This is a genomic window from Pedobacter miscanthi (assembly GCF_003315595.1).
GTDB lineage: Bacteria > Bacteroidota > Bacteroidia > Sphingobacteriales > Sphingobacteriaceae > Pedobacter > Pedobacter miscanthi.
In genome coordinates this window covers 196,423-213,177 of record NZ_QNQU01000007.1, presented here as the reverse complement: position 1 = coordinate 213,177, position 16,755 = coordinate 196,423, and the positions used below count along the sequence as shown (strand labels likewise).

The following is a 16,755-nucleotide window of genomic DNA, read 5'->3' as shown; positions in this document are numbered from 1 at the left end:
GAACCAAAATCAGTATAAATCTATTCAAAATCAGCCTATTTTGGCATGTTTGTTCAAATTTGATAGTATTTTAAACAAATTTGAAACCCTGTTTACATCCCTAATACTAAATTCGTTACTGTTAGATGAAGGGAAATTGATGAGTAAATAAATCTCAGATGATTTCCTAAAAGACCTTTAAGACTTACCAGATCTGAAAAGGTTTAAATCCATCTGGCGATATAATATTAATGGATACTGGTTGTAACCAGGCCGGTATCGATAACGGGACAAACCGAACATTATAAATCAACTAACCAAAATGATTGAAAGTAATTCTGAAAGCCTGATTGAAAAAGATTCTTTTTCGGTTAACTTAAAGCGAAGGCAGTTTTTGCAGTTTGCAGGGGTATCTGCATTGGCGGTGGGAACAATAGGCTGTAAAAAAGAAAAGACAGATGAAATTGTAGCGCCTTATGTAAATAGCGATGATACGATCGATTTTAAGGACGATGTAGGACTGTTAAATTATATTTATGCCCTCGAGCAACTCGAAGCTGCATTTTATACAAAAGCTGCCGAAAGTTTACCTGCCACCTTTACGCCAACACAGGCATTGTTCTTTAATGATATCAAATTGCACGAAATTGCCCACCGCGAATTTTTTAAAAGGATATTATCTACGGCTGCTATCGGTACTTTAACCTTTGATTTCTCAGGAGTTAACTTTGCAGATGCCGTTTCCGTGTTTACTACGGCAAAAACCTTTGAAGATTTAGGCGTGGCAGCTTATAATGATGCCATAGTAAGGTGTAAAAACGATTATAACCTGATACTTTTAAGTCAGGTAGCCACCGTAGAGGCACGCCACGCAGCTTACGTGCGCAGCCAGGTAGATGCGATTGGTTTTTCAGACCTGAACGAACTCGCTGCATTAGGTGCCGATGCAACCAATGCGCTCGATGTTAATCTGGCTGCCGGCAAAGTTTTAGAGCAGGCCTTAAAATACATCAAAACCAAACTCAATATTATTAATCTTTAAACCGCCATAATATGAATGTTTTAAATATCCTTAACGAGATAGAAAAAGTTGATGGCGCGGTTTACGAAAGATTGAGCCCACGACGCGCAGCTTTAAAAAACTTTTTAGGCCTGGGCAAAAAAATATCCCTGGCTGCGCTGCCCTTAACATTGAGTGGCGTTTTCCAAAAAGCATATAGCCAAACCACAGCTAATGGTGCAACGGTTGATTCGCTTAACCTGCTTTTGACCCTGGGTTATATGCAGTTCCAGTTTTATAATAATGTAATTACCACCACTCCGAATTTAATTCCGGTTGCCGACAGGCCCATTATTAACACCCTCCGCGATCAGGAACAGGCGCACATCAACGTACTGATTAAAACCATTACCGATCTGGGGGGAGTGCCACGGGCAGCCATGCCTTATGCCAATTTTGATTATACAAAGGTAAATGCCAATGTAACCACCAATTACGGTACCTTTCTGCGTACCGCTGTGGTACTCGAAGATTTAGGCGAAAGGGCTTATAAAGGACAATTGATTTCGCTAATGGGCACTTCAGCTTTGGCCTTGGTAGCACGCGTACAAACTATAGAAGCCCGTCATTCGGCCCAGCTGCGGCAAATGGTCAATAAATTACAGATTGCAACTTTAAAATACATGCGCCCATGGGTAAGTATCCGCAGGAATGATGCCGATGGAACCGATTTGTTGCCTATTACCGGTAACGACTCAATGATTGGTACCTTAAACCCCGTTTACGATATTGATACAGGCCTTTTAAACAGGGAAACAAAAACCATACAAGCCGGTATAGAGCTGATCGGCATCAATGGAAATACAAACTTAACTGTTGGTCCGGCTTCGGAAGCTTTCGACGAATACCTTTTAACGGCAACGGTAAAAACCGCTGCTAATTTGTTTATCAAGGCTGCATTTCAACTTAAATAATCATTCAAAATGAAACGTATTATACTTATATTTTTATTGTTGGTTTCTTTCCAGGCAATTTATGCACAGGAGGTGATTACAGTAAGCGGTGTGGTGAAGGATGGAAGCAATCAACCTATGCCCGGTACAACCGTATCCGAAAAAGGAACCAATAATAAAGTGGTATCCGCCAATAATGGTACTTACCAGATCAAGGTTAAAGCTAACGCTACTCTGGTGTTTTCGTACCTCGGGTCTAAATCGGTAGAAATGCTGGTTAAAAACAAGACAAATATCGATGTGAAACTGGTAGACGACGAAAACAACCTCAATGAAGTGGTGGTTGTTGGTTACGGAACCCAAAAACGCAGCGATTTAACAGGTTCTATTTCATCAGTAAAAGGCGATGAGCTGGCTAAAAGCCCTGTGCAAAATGTGGCTTCTGCATTGGTTGGCCGTGTGGCAGGTTTGCAGGTTGCCGCCGATGATGGCTCTCCGGGCGGAAGTCCGGCCATTACCCTGCGTGGGGGTGGTTCTATTACACAAAGCAATGAACCACTTTATGTAATCGACGGGGTACCGCAAACCGACGGACTTAACTTTCTGGATCCAAATGATGTAGAAAGCGTTGATGTATTAAAAGATGCTTCTGCAACGGCCATTTATGGTGCCAGAGGGGCCAACGGGGTGATTCTGGTGACTACCAAACAGTTAAAACCCGGCAAACTCACCATCAGTTACGATATGTATTATGGAGCCAAAAAGGCCAATAAATATATCCCTGTACTTGATGCCTACGATTTTAAAGTACTTGTTTACGAAAGATTTTTAAACAGCCCTACACTTTTGGCTGGCGTAGAAAATACTTTTGGCAAATTTGCCGATTACCATGCCAACTATGATAACAGACCGGGCAATAACTGGCAGAAAATAATGTTCGGCGATTGGGTAAATACCCAGTACAACAAATTCAGCATTGCCGGCGGACAGGGAGAAACCCGTTTTAATCTTTTTTATTCGAATAATAAAGATCAGGGCATTGTACAACCCGGCGCATCGAACAAAAACGTGGCGAAACTGAGCCTTTTGCACAATATCAACAAAAAGATAAAATTAAGTGCCATTGTAAACTATAGCGACCAGAAAACAACAGGTTTTGGTACGCGCGATGGCAGCGACCGTTTCAACACCCTGATCAGCTTTTTTCAGTACAGGCCTACAGGAGGTATAGGTTTAAGCGATGAAGATTTTGCCACGCTTGATAACGACCCAACGGTTGATGTAAACCAGATTCCGCTGCAAAACCCTAAAACCAGTGCCGAATCTACCCAGAAAGAATCACTCAACCGTACCTTAAACCTCAATACGGCCATTGATTATAACTTTGCCGATCACTTTACTTACCGTGGATTGGTTTCGGGAAAAATATCGGGTACAAAAGATAAACTATTTAGCGATTCGCGTTCGGTACTGGCCAAAAGAAGTGGTGGCGCATTCGGTTCCTTAACCCAAACCGATATTACCGGCTGGAACTACAGCAACACCATTACTTACGATAATACTTTTAACAAAAGCCATAAAGTATCGGTTTTATTAGGTCAGGAGCAGCTTTACACTGATAGGGAAGCTTTTAGTGCGAGTAACAGTAAATTTCCGGGCGTAAACCTGGGTTTAGATAATATTTCTCTGGGTACTACACCAGGCGTTCCAACATCTCTTGTAGAGGCAGAAAGTATGCTTTCTTTCTTCTCGAGGGTAAGTTATGCCTATAAGGATAAATATCTTTTTAACGCCACGGTAAGGGCCGATGGTTCTTCTAAATTTGGAGATAATAACAAATGGGGTTATTTCCCTTCAGCAGCATTTGCATGGAGGGCCATTAATGAACCTTTTTTAAAAAATGTTAAATTCCTGTCCGACGCTAAATTACGTTTGAGTTATGGTACTTCGGGCAATAACCGTATTCCAAATTATTTAATGCTGAGTCAGCTCGGTACCGGAAATTATCCCCTTAACAATACCAACAACATCACGGTTTATCCGAATAACATCGAAAATAAGGACCTGAAATGGGAAACCACCAAATCGTTCAATATCGGTTTAGACCTGGGTTTCTTTAAACAGCGCATAGCATTAACCATCGAGGCTTACGATAACCGCACTAAAGACCTGTTGTTAAACACCCAGATTCCGTACACCAGCGGTTTTGCCAGCCAGTTTTTAAATGTTGGTGCCACCTCTAATAAAGGATTGGAACTTACTTTAAACACCGTAAATGTTAAAACCAGCAGTTTTTTGTGGAACAGTACCCTTACCATGTCGGTAAATAAAAACAAGGTTTTGGCGTTAAGCAATGGCGAAGATTTTAGGTTGAGCAACAGCTGGACCTCCCAAACCGATTACCTGGTGCAGGTAGGCAGCGCGCTGGGCCAGATGTACGGTTACCGGTCAAACGGAGTTTACCAGGTAAGCGATTTTAATTACAACCCTACAAATAACACTTATACCTTAAAACCGGGCATCCCTGCGGATGTGAATTATGCCGCCCAGCCGGGTTTTTTAAAGCTGGTTGATTTAAATGGTGATGGTGTAATCAATCCGTCAGACAGAACCGTAATCGGAAACGGAATCCCGAATTTTATAGGCGGTTTTAACAATACTTTCTCTTACAAGGGCTTCGATTTAAGTGTGTTTATCAACTGGGCAACCGGAGGAGATGTATATAATGCCAATAGGTTGCAGATGAGCACCAATGTAAGTGCAAATGTTAATACTTTAGGCTATTTCAAAGACCGCTGGACGACCATCGACGGTAGTGGAAATGCACTCACCACGCCTAATGCCATGGCCGAAGCCAACAAAGGGCGCACCATTCCCCGGTTCGACGGTTATGGTACCACGCCAAGGCTTTTTGACCAAATGGTAGAGGATGGATCATTCCTGCGCATCAACAACGTGAGTTTGGGATATACCCTGCCTAAAAATTGGATCTCGAAACTAAAGCTGAGCAATGTTAGGGTATATGTTACCGGTTATAACCTGCAGGTATTTGATCAATATTCGGGCTACGATCCGGAAGTGAGTACCAGCAAAACCGGCGGTTTAACACCAGGGGTCGATTTTGGCGGTTATCCGCGCAGCAGGTATTTTGTGGCCGGTTTAAATGTTTCATTGTAACGAAATCTGATTATGAAAACGAAATTAACATACCATACAACAGGTTTATTTAAATGTTTAACCGTAGTAGTGATGCTGATCGGTTTTACAGCCTGCAAAAAAACACTTACCGAAGAACCTAAATCTGTTTTCGATGCCGATAAGTTCTTCAATACCACTGATGAGGCCAATCTGGCTACTCTGGGCGTTTACGAGAGCATGAGCAATGGCAATACGCTGGGCTTTTATTCTTCCATTTTGTACGAAAACGATAACGACATTGCGCAGGTGAGGGATCTGCTTACCACCGATTTTCGTGGTATTGCCCACTATGTAATTACGGCCGAGGCTGTTTATATGCAATCAACCTGGCAAACTTATTATGAAGGGGTAAACAGGGCAAACCTCGTGATTGAGCGAATCCCGCAGATGACGCTTTATAATGATAATACCCAGCGTAAAACTTTAAACAGGTATTTAGGCGAGGCCAAGTTCCTCAGGGGTTTTTATTATGCCGAACTGGTACGCTTATTTGGTGGAGTGCCTTTAAAACTCACCCCAACAAAAGATGGTGATGAGTTACGTCTGCCAAAAAACACAACAGCCGAAATTTATACGCAGGTGATTAAAGATATGACCGAGGCGATCGATTTATTGCCGGATGGAAAAACCGCTGATGAACGCATCAGTAAAATGGGGGCAAAAGGTATGCTGGCCCGTGTGGCTTTGTTTGCCGGTGGTTATGCCTTGCAACAGAACGGACAAATGGAAAGGCCTGCCAATTATAAGGATTATTATGCCATTGCACAAAAGCAGACCAAAGACATTATGGATGCCGGTCTGTATTCGCTAAACCCGAGTTTCGAACAGTTTTTCAGAAACCAGTGCCAGTTAAAGATCGATCCTTTTGAAAGTATGTTCGAAGTGGCTTTTTACAACCTTAGCGGAGGCACACCAAATTCGAGTGTAATCGGGCAGTGGAACGCACCTTTATCAGCAGCCATCAGCACCTATGGACGTACCAATTCTTACGTAAAAACCACGCCTTTATTCAGGAACATGTATACCTCGGGCGATTTACGCAGGGATGTTTCAGTAGCTACCTACCAGATTAATGCTACAGGACAGTTTTTGGAGTACGCGGCAGCAGCAGATAATAACTTTTCGCCAGGGAAATGGCGTAGGGAATACCAGGCATTGCCACCTAAAGATTTGAATAATACCGATATCAATTATGTGGTACTGCGTTATGCAGATGTATTGCTGATGCGTGCTGAAGCAGAAAACGAACTGAATGAAGGTCCGAACGCCGAAGCTTACAATGCCATTAACCTGGTGAGGAAAAGGGCATTTCCGGCAGATGTTTTTGGCAAAAAAATCATCAATATTAAATTAGGTGCACAAGGCACTGGTTACACCACGCCGCCAACGGTAACCATTACTGGTGGCGGAGGAACGGGAGCTACAGCTACTGCCATAATCAGTGCTACAACAAACCTTGCAACAGGAGCAGTTACTGCAGGTGCGGTGGTAGGCATTAAAGTAACCAATTTTGGCAGCGGTTATACCTCTGCACCAACCATTACCATTACCGGTGGGGCAGGTACGGGAGCTACCGCAACAGCCGAAATTACAGATACACAGATCCCCGCAGGTTTAAATAAAGCAGATTTCTTTACGGCAGTTAAAAACGAGCGTGCCTTAGAGCTATGTTTTGAAGGATTAAGGAAGTACGATTTAATGCGTTGGAACATTTTAGGCTCAACGCTGCGTGCAACCGAAGCCGCACTTAAAACTTACCGCGCCAATTATCCCTACATCGCCGGAACCAATTTTAAAGACGGTAAAAATGAACTTTATCCAATTCCGCAACGCGAAAGGGATTATAACCCAAAACTGGTTCAAAACCCCGGATATTAATTAAATTTAGTGAATGAGAAAAATACGGATCTTCCTGTTGTTCGCCTTTAATGCGCTGTTGTTAAATGGTTTTGCACAAAGTAATCAGAAACCCAACATTCTGATTATTATGACCGATCAGCAAACGGCAGAGGCAATGAGTATTGCAGGTAATAAAGACCTGCATACCCCTGCGATGGATAAACTGGCACAAAATGGTATTCGTTTTACCAAAGCCTACTGTGCACAGCCCTTATGTACACCATCACGATCAGCTATTTTTAGTGGTAAAATGCCTTTTGAAACTGGTTTTGTGGGTAATGCACCCGAAAAAGACGGCCAGTGGCCTGATAGTTTGCTGATGATGGGCAAGATTTTTAAAAACGGAGGTTATCAAACAGGTTATGTAGGTAAATGGCATTTGCCCGTGCCGACTGCGAAGATTAGTCAGCATGGCTTTGAATATATCCAGAATACCAATTTCCTCGATTATAACGATGCAGGTACACCTGCTTATTGTGCCCGTTTTATTAAAGAAAACAAAGAGAAACCTTTTTTACTGGTGGCTTCTTTTTTAAATCCGCACGATATCTGTGAATGGGCCAGGGGCGAAACCTTAAAAATGGATCTTCTGGAAGATACACCTCCTGCAGATCAATGTCCGCCATTGCCTGCCAACTGGAAAATTCCGGCGAATGAGCCGCAGATCGTCCGCGAGCAACAGAAAGTAAGTGCACGTACTTACCCCAGCGTAAACTGGAATGCCGGTGAGTGGCGGCAATACCGCTGGGCCTATAACCGCCTGGTAGAAAAAGTAGATGGATATATCGGGATGGTACTGGCTTCGTTAAAAAAGTATGGCGTAGAAAAAAATACCATCATTGTTTTTACAGCCGATCATGGCGATGGTTATGCAGGCCACAGCTGGAACCAGAAACAGATTTTATACGAAGAGGCTTCGAAAGTACCCTTTATCATTGCAAAACTGGGTGAGTGGAAACCCCGTACAGATGATATGCTGGTTTGCAACGGAACTGATATTATCCCTACCATTTGCGGTTTAGCAGGCATACCAAAACCTAAATATTTAAAAGGAATAGACATAGGCAAAAGACTCGATCATCCACAGCAAAACCTGCGCGATACCCTGGTAATCGAAACCGATTTTGCCGATAATGAAGAACTTTTGGGTATCAGTGGTCGTGCGGTGATCACGAAAGATTTTAAATATATTGTATACAACAAAGGTGATATTAAAGAACAATTATTCGATTTAACAAAAGATCCGGGCGAGATGAATAACCTTGCGGTAGATCATAAATACAAAAAGAAACTAATAGCAATGAGGACTTATTTAAAACAATGGTGCAAAACAAATGGGGATAAGTTTAAGGCAGGGTTGTAGGTATCCCTTCCTACGGTCGTCATTTCGAGCGGAGTGCAACGCAGTCGAGAAATCTGTCTCGAGATAGATCTCTCCATTCCACTGCGTTTCAGTCGAGATGACGTATCCTGGCAAGCATCTGCTCTAAAGCATTGGTTCCGCGTGAGGGATAGCAGCGAAAAGCCCGCATCCCGATTCTTCATCGGGAGAGGACTTGTAGCGAATAGCCCGACCCGCAGGGGCACGCCCAAATAAAAAGAAAAAATTGAACCACAAACAATGAAGAAAATAATTATCCCGATCTTAACACTACTCTCACTAACCGTTGTTGCCCAACAGCAACCTGCAGTTATCAAATTAACGGCCGAAAAACTGCATGCACGGGTGCGCGAGTGGCCTTATCCGGCCAATGGTATTACTGTACCCACCAATGCCCCGGCTTTGCTTTGGCCCGGTACCAACGGAAAAATTATGGTTAAACCCATGGAAAGCGGCAGCGAGGTGCCCGAAGATCCGAATATTGGCAATGTGCGCTATAAGGTGATTTTGGCCAGCGATCAAAATTTTAAAAGCGACTTAATAGCAAGTGATGTACAACGATGGGCGGTTTATCCGCTACACAAGGCCCTTAAACCCGGTAAATGGTTTTGGAAATATGCTTATGCCCTAAAGGGAAATAACAATTGGTTGTGGTCGCCGGTGTATAATTTTGTAGTGGATGCGAAATATGCAAACGAAAAAGTTTCTCCTCCGGTAAGCGAGGTATTAAAACGCAATCAGGGGGCGCATCCTTTGTTATGGGATATGACCAGAATCGGGGAGGATTTTTACCGCAATAACCTGCAGAATCCCGAGGCTAAAAAGTTTGTCGTTTTTGCCGAAAAACTGATGAAAGAACCTTTGCCAACCGAAAAACCTCAGCGGATTATCGATACCACGGGTAAAAACGACCACGAAAAAAAGATCATCATCGAGCGCATGTACCATGGTTTTGGCGATGCTGTGGGCACGCCTGTACGTAACCTGTGCATTGCTTATCAGCTTACTAAAGACGAACGTTTTATCCTCGATGCCAAACGCAGGGCATTGAATATTGCCAGAATGGATCCCAACGGACTGGCTACAGGTGATGATTTTACAAGTGGAGCCGTTTTGGAAGCTTTGGGCTGGTTTTATGATGCCGGTTACAGTTTTCTCGATCCACAGGAGAAAGCACTCTTTAAAAACATCATCACCATCAGGGCTAAACGTGTTTACGATCATTTGCCCAACCGTTTCGAACTGCACGTTAGCGATAACCACGTGTGGCAGATTACTTTGCGGAACCTGGCTATTGCCACTGTGGCAGTGGTGAACGAAGTGCCTGAGGCCAAAGAATGGTTAACTTATATGTACGAGGTATGGTCGGCACGCTTCCCTGTTCTGGGCACAACCGATGGTGGCTGGCACGAAGGGAACGGTTATTTCAGGGTTAATTTTAAATCGATTATTTACCTTTCGCAGATGTTCGGCGATTTTAGTGGTGTAGATTATTTTAAACTACCATGGATGCAGAATTTACCTTATTACCTCTTGTACACCCATCCCAATAATGCAGCCTCTACAGCCATTGGCGATATGTGGGAGAACATTCCAACGGTAGTAAAAGGCGAAGCCTGGTTTGCCGATGCGCTTACTTACCGAATGGATAATCCTTATCTTAATTGGTATGTAAGTCAGATCAAAAGTTCTCATCCCGACTACTTTCATGGAACCGACGATTTCCTGCTTTTTCGTTTATTAAATTATAAACCCGATCGGAAACTGCCTGTTTTGTCGCCCGAAAACCTGCCCAGGAGTCGAAATTTTGCCGATGTTGGCGTAGTGGCCATGCACGATGACCTGGCGAATGCCGATAAAACCCTGAGCAGCTATTTGTTTAGCAGTCCGTTTGGTTCCTCCGGCCATGGGCATGCCTCACAAAATGCCTTTACCATTAATTATAAAGGTAAGGTGTTGTTTGGTGGCAGTGGTTATTACAGCAATTTCAGCGATAAACATAATTTATTGTACTACCGTAGTTCGAAAGCTTATAATACCATTTTGGCTGATAGTTTGAACCAGAAAATTGGTGAAGAAGGTTATGGCTGGATCGCCAGGGCGATTTCTGGTCAGCATATTCAATACGCTTTGGGCGATGCCAGTAATGCCTACGGCGAAATTAAGAGTGAGTTTTGGCTCGACCGGTTTAAGCAGATTAATTTAGTGCCCAACAAAGCCAATGGTTATGGCGAAAGTGGTGTAACCCTGTACCGCAGGCACATGCTTCAATTAGAAGGGGGTTATATTTTATTATACGATGAATTGGAAGCCAATAAACCTGTAAAATGGACCACACAATTTCATGCGCCGTATTACACCATCGAAGCGCAGGCAACGGATAAACCAAATGAACAACATTTTGCCTTAAAAACTGATCTTGGTAATGTAAATGCTGCAGTATTTGCCAATAGTGCTTTAAACTTAAACGTGCACAACAAATTTTATGAGGCTGCGGTAAACTGGAATAAGGTAACCAACGACGAAGGAAAAATTAAAGATTTTGTAGATCAATGGCATGCGGGCATTACTTCGGTACCTGCACAAAAGTTTAAGTTTTTAACCCTCATCCAGGTAAAAGATGGCAAAACCGAAATCATTAAAACTTTATCAGCCACAAATGGCATATACCATTTACAGCTTGGCGATTGGGATATCAGGGCACAGCTGGATGGCAATAAAAAAGCATCGCTACAGGTATTTGGTAAACAGGCAAAAGCGTTGTTTAATTACGGCGATTTACCGATCATTTTTAATGGTAAATTGTACAAACCCGAGCAAACGGGTAGTTCTCTTTTACTCGAAATGAAAGGAACAAAACCTGATAAACAGGAAGTGCTCGATCAACTGCCTGATGTAGCGCTTTATGATAAGTAGAGTTTTATCCAAAACGTCATCTCGACTGGAGCAACGCTGAATGCCCGCCTGCCTCGGGTAGGGAGAGATCTGCCTCGATAGATCTCTCGACTACGTTGCACTCCGCTCGAGATGACGATAAGAATTACTAAATTTGAGAAACCATGTTTCAAAGCAAAACCCTTAAAACATCCGATACAGCCACTGCCCAGCGCTGGCTAACTGCTTTTCTAATCGGTATGGGCCTGCTTTTTGCTTTCTGCAACGCACATGCACAGTTGCAGGAGCGTTATTTTCGAAACATTTCGGTTGATAAAGGTTTGTCGCAAAGTACGGTTTTCTCGATCAGACAGGATAGCGTTGGTTTTATCTGGATGGCCACGCAGGATGGTTTAAACCGTTACGATAGCAAAGGTTTCAAAATTTACCGCCCGGTTGAAGGGGATCAAAATGCCTTACAATCGCATTATATCCGTAACCTGTTTATCGATCATAAAGGCACTTTGTGGATCGGTGGAAACCAGGGCATCAGCCGTTACAGCTATGCTGCTGATAATTTTGTAAATTATAAACTTCCGCGGAGTTTGGGCGAGTGGTATGTTTCATCTATTACCGAAGATGCACAGCACAATATCTGGGCTACTACAATTGCCGGGAGTGTTTTTAAATTAGCTACGGGAACAGCCGAATTTAAACAGGTTAATGTTAATGCACTCGAACATGGCATTAAAAAGATATCGTATATCAGCTCTTGGAATAAAGATATACTAATTGGTACCGAAGTTGGGCTTTTTAAATTTAACCCGCAAGGTCATTACCTCACCAAATTAAACCTCGGTGTTGATAAACCGGCCGTAAACGATGTGTATATCGATGGAAAAAACCTTTGGGTGGCAACCGAAGGTAACGGACTGATTAAATACAACACGCCAACAGCAAATACTACCTTTTTTATTCATCAGCCCGGCAAAAACAGCCTTTCCGATAACAATGTAAGGTGCATCGGTAAAGATGTGGATGGTAATATGTGGATTGGCACTTTTAAAGGACTTTCTGTGCTCGATTTAAGCAAACTTAGTTTCGATAATTATTACCACCAGGTTTCGCAGCCTTATACCATCAGCCAGAATTCGGTGCGCTGTTTTTTTCAGGACAGGCAAAAAGCAATCTGGCTGGGTACTTATTACGGAGGGGTAAATTATTACCATAAAGATGATATCAAATTTAACCTTTTGAGCCAGAATACCGGCCGAACCTCTCTAAACGATGAGGTGATCGGTATTATTAAACAGGATGCCAAAGGTAACTTTTGGATTGGTACCAACGATAAAGGCCTCAATTACTGGAACAGAAACAACAATACCGTTAGCTATTATTCCAACCAGGAAAATAATGCAAACAGCCTGGGTTCTAACAATGTTAAAGCCATCGAATTTGATGCACAGGGCAATGTGCTGATTGGTACACACAACGGTGGTTTAAACGTGCTCAATCCCAATACTGGTACTGTAAAACGCTATCGCCACGATGACAATAACCCCAACAGTATTGCCGGCGATCTGGTATACAGCATTGTTAAAGATTACAAGGGCCGTATTTGGATAGGTACGCGCACCGGTTTAGATCAGTTCCATCCCGAAACACAAACTTTTACACACATCCACCTCGATAAAGCAGGTAAAAGGCTTACTTCTGATGATATTACTTTCCTTTTTGAAGACAGTCAGCACCGCATCTGGATCGGAACCACCAATGGTGTTACTCTTTTCTACCCCGATAACATGCTTTTTGGTACAACGGTAAACGGGAAAGAAAGCGAAGACATTGTAACTTGTATCACGGAGGATAAAAAACACCGCATCTGGATGGGTACCCGGGAGGGAATGAGCCTTTACGATGAAACCCAGCAGGCTTTTATCAGTTTCAAATCAAGAAAAGATTTTGTTAAAGGAACCGTTTACGGCATCCAGCCCGATGATGACGGAAATTTATGGATTTCGACCAATAGCGGCCTGGTTAAGTTTAATGTTGATAAAGGCCTGAAACAAACCTTTGATGAAAGCGACGGACTGCAGAATAACCAGTTTAACGAATATTCTTTTTACAAAGCCAAAGATGGAATGTTGCTTTTTGGCGGCATAAAGGGTATCTCTTATTTTTATCCCTCAATGGTTAACCAGCAACCGCTTAGCCTAAACCTTACATTTACAGGTTTGGAGGTTTTTAACAAAACAGTGGCGGCCGGCGATGGAACCGGTATCCTGAATGGTTATATCGATCAGGCCGGAAAGCTTGAACTTGGTACAGAATTTAAGCAGTTTAGCATCCTGTTCAATACCTTTAATTATATCTCTGCAAACCGTACCCAATATTATTATAAACTGGAAGGGATTGATAATATCTGGCAGAAAACCAGCGAAATGAGGGTGAGCTATAATAACCTTCCGCCCGGAAAATATACCTTTCTAATCAAAGCACTCGGTCCAAATGGCGAAGTAAGCCCGGTTAAACAGTTAAAAATAGCGATCCTGCCACCATGGTACCGTACGTTATGGTTCTACCTTTTGTTATTTGCTATAATTGGCATTGCTTCATACCTGGGATATAAAATTATTGCCGAGCGTATTAAAGCCTTACAGCAGTTAAAACTGGAGCGCATAGAAAAAGAACGCGTAAGAGACATCAACCAGGTGAAAATGGATTTTTTTACCAATGTATCGCATGAGTTGAGAACACCTTTAACCCTTATTCTGGCGCCGCTTGAAGAACTGTTAAAGCTGCCGCAGATTGATAAGGCGCTCAAAAAGAAATACGACCTGATGCTCATTAACGCCAAAAGGCTTTATAACCTGGTAGATCAATTGTTCGAATTCAGGAAAACCGAAATGGGTACCAGGAAGCTCAAGGTAGATAAAAGCGATATTGTGAGTTTTGTACACGAGATTTACGAATCATTCAGACCGCTTTCCGAAAAGAACAACATCAGTTATACCTTTCATTCAACCGAGGCCAAACTTTCTTTCTATTTTGATAAAGATGCCATGGAGAAGATTTTGTTCAATTTGCTGTCTAATGCGTTTAAATACACTGAAACCGGTCATAAAATTGGCATTGAATTAATCCGGCAGAACGATCATATATTGATTAAGGTAAACGATACAGGCATGGGCATTGGCGATGAGGATTTATCAAAAGTATTCGATCGTTTTTACCAGGTAAATAACCGCGAAATGAACCTTGGCTCGGGGGTTGGTTTGGCTTTTACCAAAAGTTTGGTGGAGCTGCACCATGGAAATATCAAAGCCGAAAGTGCAAAAGGGCAGGGCAGTGTATTTACTGTTAGCATTCCCGTTTCGGATGAAACATACCGCAAGTACATCAACCCTGAGAATAGCATGTACGAATTGTCTATTGTGCCCGATCAGCCAGAAACGACACAAGATATTGCTGTTTGGGAAGAAGATGAAACGCTGCCGGAGGATATAAATTCAAAAGCAATTAAGTTACTGATTGTAGATGATAATGAAGAAATTACAGCTTACCTGCAGGAGTATTTTAGCAAATTATATCAGATAGCTGTTGCATTTAACGGGCAGATGGCTTTGGAAATGCTCGAGATAGAACAATATGATATCATTATCAGCGATGTAATGATGCCCGAGCTCGATGGACTGCATTTTTGTAAACGCGTAAAGCAGAACATCAATACCTCGCATATCCCTGTAATGCTGTTAACGGCCAGGAATGAAACCGATCAGCAGATAAAAGGTTTGGAAATGGGTGCCGACGATTATGTAACCAAACCCTTTTCTACCAGTTTATTGGCCGCCAAAGTAGCCAACCTGCTCCGCTCGCGTAAACGTTTAAAAGAATATTATTCTACGCGGAAAGAAATGGTGCCCGAAAATATTGCTTTTAACACCCTCGATGAAGAATTTTTAAAACAGGCCATTGCCATTGTAGAAGAACATTTGGCTGATTCTGAATTTTCGGTCGATAAGTTTAGCAGGGCGATTGGCATGAGCCGTTCTAATCTTTATTTAAAATTTAAGGCCATAACCGGCGAATCAGCAACCGATTTTATCAAGCGTATTCGTTTTAATAAAGCAGTAGAACTGATGCAGAGCAAGCGCTACACCATTGCGCAAATTACCTATATGTGCGGATTCAATTCGCCATCTTATTTTTCTACGGCATTTAAACAGCACTATGGCTGCATGCCCAGCGAATACCTGGCTCGTGCAGACGAAATGAAAGAGTAAGTTTTGCTTGCCGAACGTCGTGTAGACTGGATGTTATCTGTGCCGATGTGATGTTATTCCGTTTTGGGTTGCCACCCAGCAGGGCCAAAGCACAACCTCACCGTTCACCTAAATTCCGGCCTAACAAATTTTTCGGGCTCCACCAACTAAGCCAACTTACGTGTTTACAAAGAAAAATTTTCAGCCGGCATTTTTTGTTTTTTCATGTGCTTTTTATGTTTTTAATTGCACTCAAGCTAGCTGCGCTGGTCTTTTTGATGTCAAAAAGAAAGAGCCCTTCGGCGGCGGCGAGCCGAGGCAAGGATAAGCCATGGGGAAAAGATAATCAATTTGTATAATTTTATAAGTGTAAGATGGTAACATCTTACACCACATAGATATAGATTTAGCTTCGCTGAGCACTACGTGGTTCTCGACTGCGTTGCACTCCGCTCGAAATGACGGATTGAGGTAAGATTACGCAGAAAAAAGAACTTCAATAAAAGGATCGTCATCTCGACCGTAGCGGAGAGATCTGTCTCGGAAATATTCTCAAGACAGATTTAGCTTCGCTGAGCACTAGGTGGTTCTCGACTTCGTTGCACTCCGCTCGAAATGAGGGTACGAGGCGAGACTCCGCTCGAAATGACGGCATTAGGTAAGACTAGGCAGAAAAAACGAAGTCCAATAAAAGGATCGTCATCTCGACCGTAGCGGAGAGATCTGTCTCGGAAATATTCTCAAGACAGATTTAGCTTCGCTGAGCACTAGGTGGTTCTCGACTTCGTTGCACTCCGCTCGAAATGAGGGTACGAGGCGAGACTCCGCTCGAAATGACGGCATTAGGTAAGACTAGGCAGAAAAAACGAAGTCCAATAAAAGGATCGTCATCTCGACCGTAGCGGAGAGATCTGTCTCGGAAATATTCTCAAGACAGATTTAGCTTCGCTGAGCACTACGTGGTTCTCGACTTCGTTGCACTCCGCTCGAAATGACGGTACGAGGAGAGACTCCACTTGAAATGACGGATTTAGATAAGACTACGCCCCTAATGACGATTTATTGCATGTTCAGAATAGCATCAAATATAATTTGGCAGGTTTTCATTTGGCCAAAAAATTAGCTAATCTTCTCAAAATTCATCTCTAATAAACGTTTAAGCCACATTTATTTTGCTGTTATTACTTAAAATCTGCCTGTCAGATTTAA

7 protein-coding genes are annotated in these 16,755 nt (G+C 42.7%); all 7 read left to right on the top strand.

Annotated elements, in window-relative coordinates:
• The first annotated feature begins 301 nt into the window (after positions 1-301).
• Complete coding sequence (locus DRW42_RS10130; protein WP_113948704.1) at positions 302-1,021, top strand: ferritin-like domain-containing protein; 720 nt, start codon at positions 302-304, stop codon at positions 1,019-1,021.
• A gap of 11 nt (positions 1,022-1,032) precedes the next feature.
• Positions 1,033-1,953: a ferritin-like domain-containing protein gene (locus DRW42_RS10125; protein ID WP_113948703.1), complete on the top strand. Its 921-nt coding sequence runs from the start codon at positions 1,033-1,035 to the stop codon at positions 1,951-1,953.
• 9 nt (positions 1,954-1,962) lie between these two features.
• Complete coding sequence (locus DRW42_RS10120; RefSeq protein WP_113948702.1) at positions 1,963-5,109, top strand: SusC/RagA family TonB-linked outer membrane protein; 3,147 nt, start codon at positions 1,963-1,965, stop codon at positions 5,107-5,109.
• A 12-nt stretch (positions 5,110-5,121) separates the two neighbouring features.
• Entirely contained in the window at positions 5,122-7,008 is a 1,887-nt protein-coding gene (locus DRW42_RS10115; protein ID WP_208643537.1) for a RagB/SusD family nutrient uptake outer membrane protein, read from the top strand.
• A 13-nt stretch (positions 7,009-7,021) separates the two neighbouring features.
• Positions 7,022-8,392, top strand: a complete 1,371-nt coding sequence (locus tag DRW42_RS10110; RefSeq protein WP_113948701.1) for a sulfatase family protein — start codon at positions 7,022-7,024, stop codon at positions 8,390-8,392.
• Between the two features lie 258 nt (positions 8,393-8,650).
• Positions 8,651-11,326 carry a DUF4962 domain-containing protein gene (locus DRW42_RS10105; RefSeq protein ID WP_113948700.1) on the top strand — a complete coding sequence of 892 codons (2,676 nt, stop codon included), beginning with the start codon at positions 8,651-8,653 and terminating at the stop codon, positions 11,324-11,326.
• A gap of 143 nt (positions 11,327-11,469) precedes the next feature.
• Positions 11,470-15,567, top strand: coding sequence for a hybrid sensor histidine kinase/response regulator transcription factor (locus tag DRW42_RS10100; RefSeq protein WP_244215239.1), 4,098 nt, complete (start codon positions 11,470-11,472; stop codon positions 15,565-15,567).
• Positions 15,568-16,755: the final 1,188 nt, after the last annotated feature.

Bases quoted from the DNA above. Each gene is read 5' to 3' on its own strand.
- DRW42_RS10110 (WP_113948701.1), top strand. From the start codon at position 7,022: ATGAGAAAAATACGGATCTTCCTGTTGTTCGCCTTTAATGCGCTGTTG.
- DRW42_RS10120 (WP_113948702.1), top strand. From the start codon at position 1,963: ATGAAACGTATTATACTTATATTTTTATTGTTGGTTTCTTTCCAGGCA.
- DRW42_RS10100 (WP_244215239.1), top strand. From the start codon at position 11,470: ATGTTTCAAAGCAAAACCCTTAAAACATCCGATACAGCCACTGCCCAG.
- DRW42_RS10125 (WP_113948703.1), top strand. From the start codon at position 1,033: ATGAATGTTTTAAATATCCTTAACGAGATAGAAAAAGTTGATGGCGCG.
- DRW42_RS10130 (WP_113948704.1), top strand. From the start codon at position 302: ATGATTGAAAGTAATTCTGAAAGCCTGATTGAAAAAGATTCTTTTTCG.
- DRW42_RS10115 (WP_208643537.1), top strand. From the start codon at position 5,122: ATGAAAACGAAATTAACATACCATACAACAGGTTTATTTAAATGTTTA.
- DRW42_RS10105 (WP_113948700.1), top strand. From the start codon at position 8,651: ATGAAGAAAATAATTATCCCGATCTTAACACTACTCTCACTAACCGTT.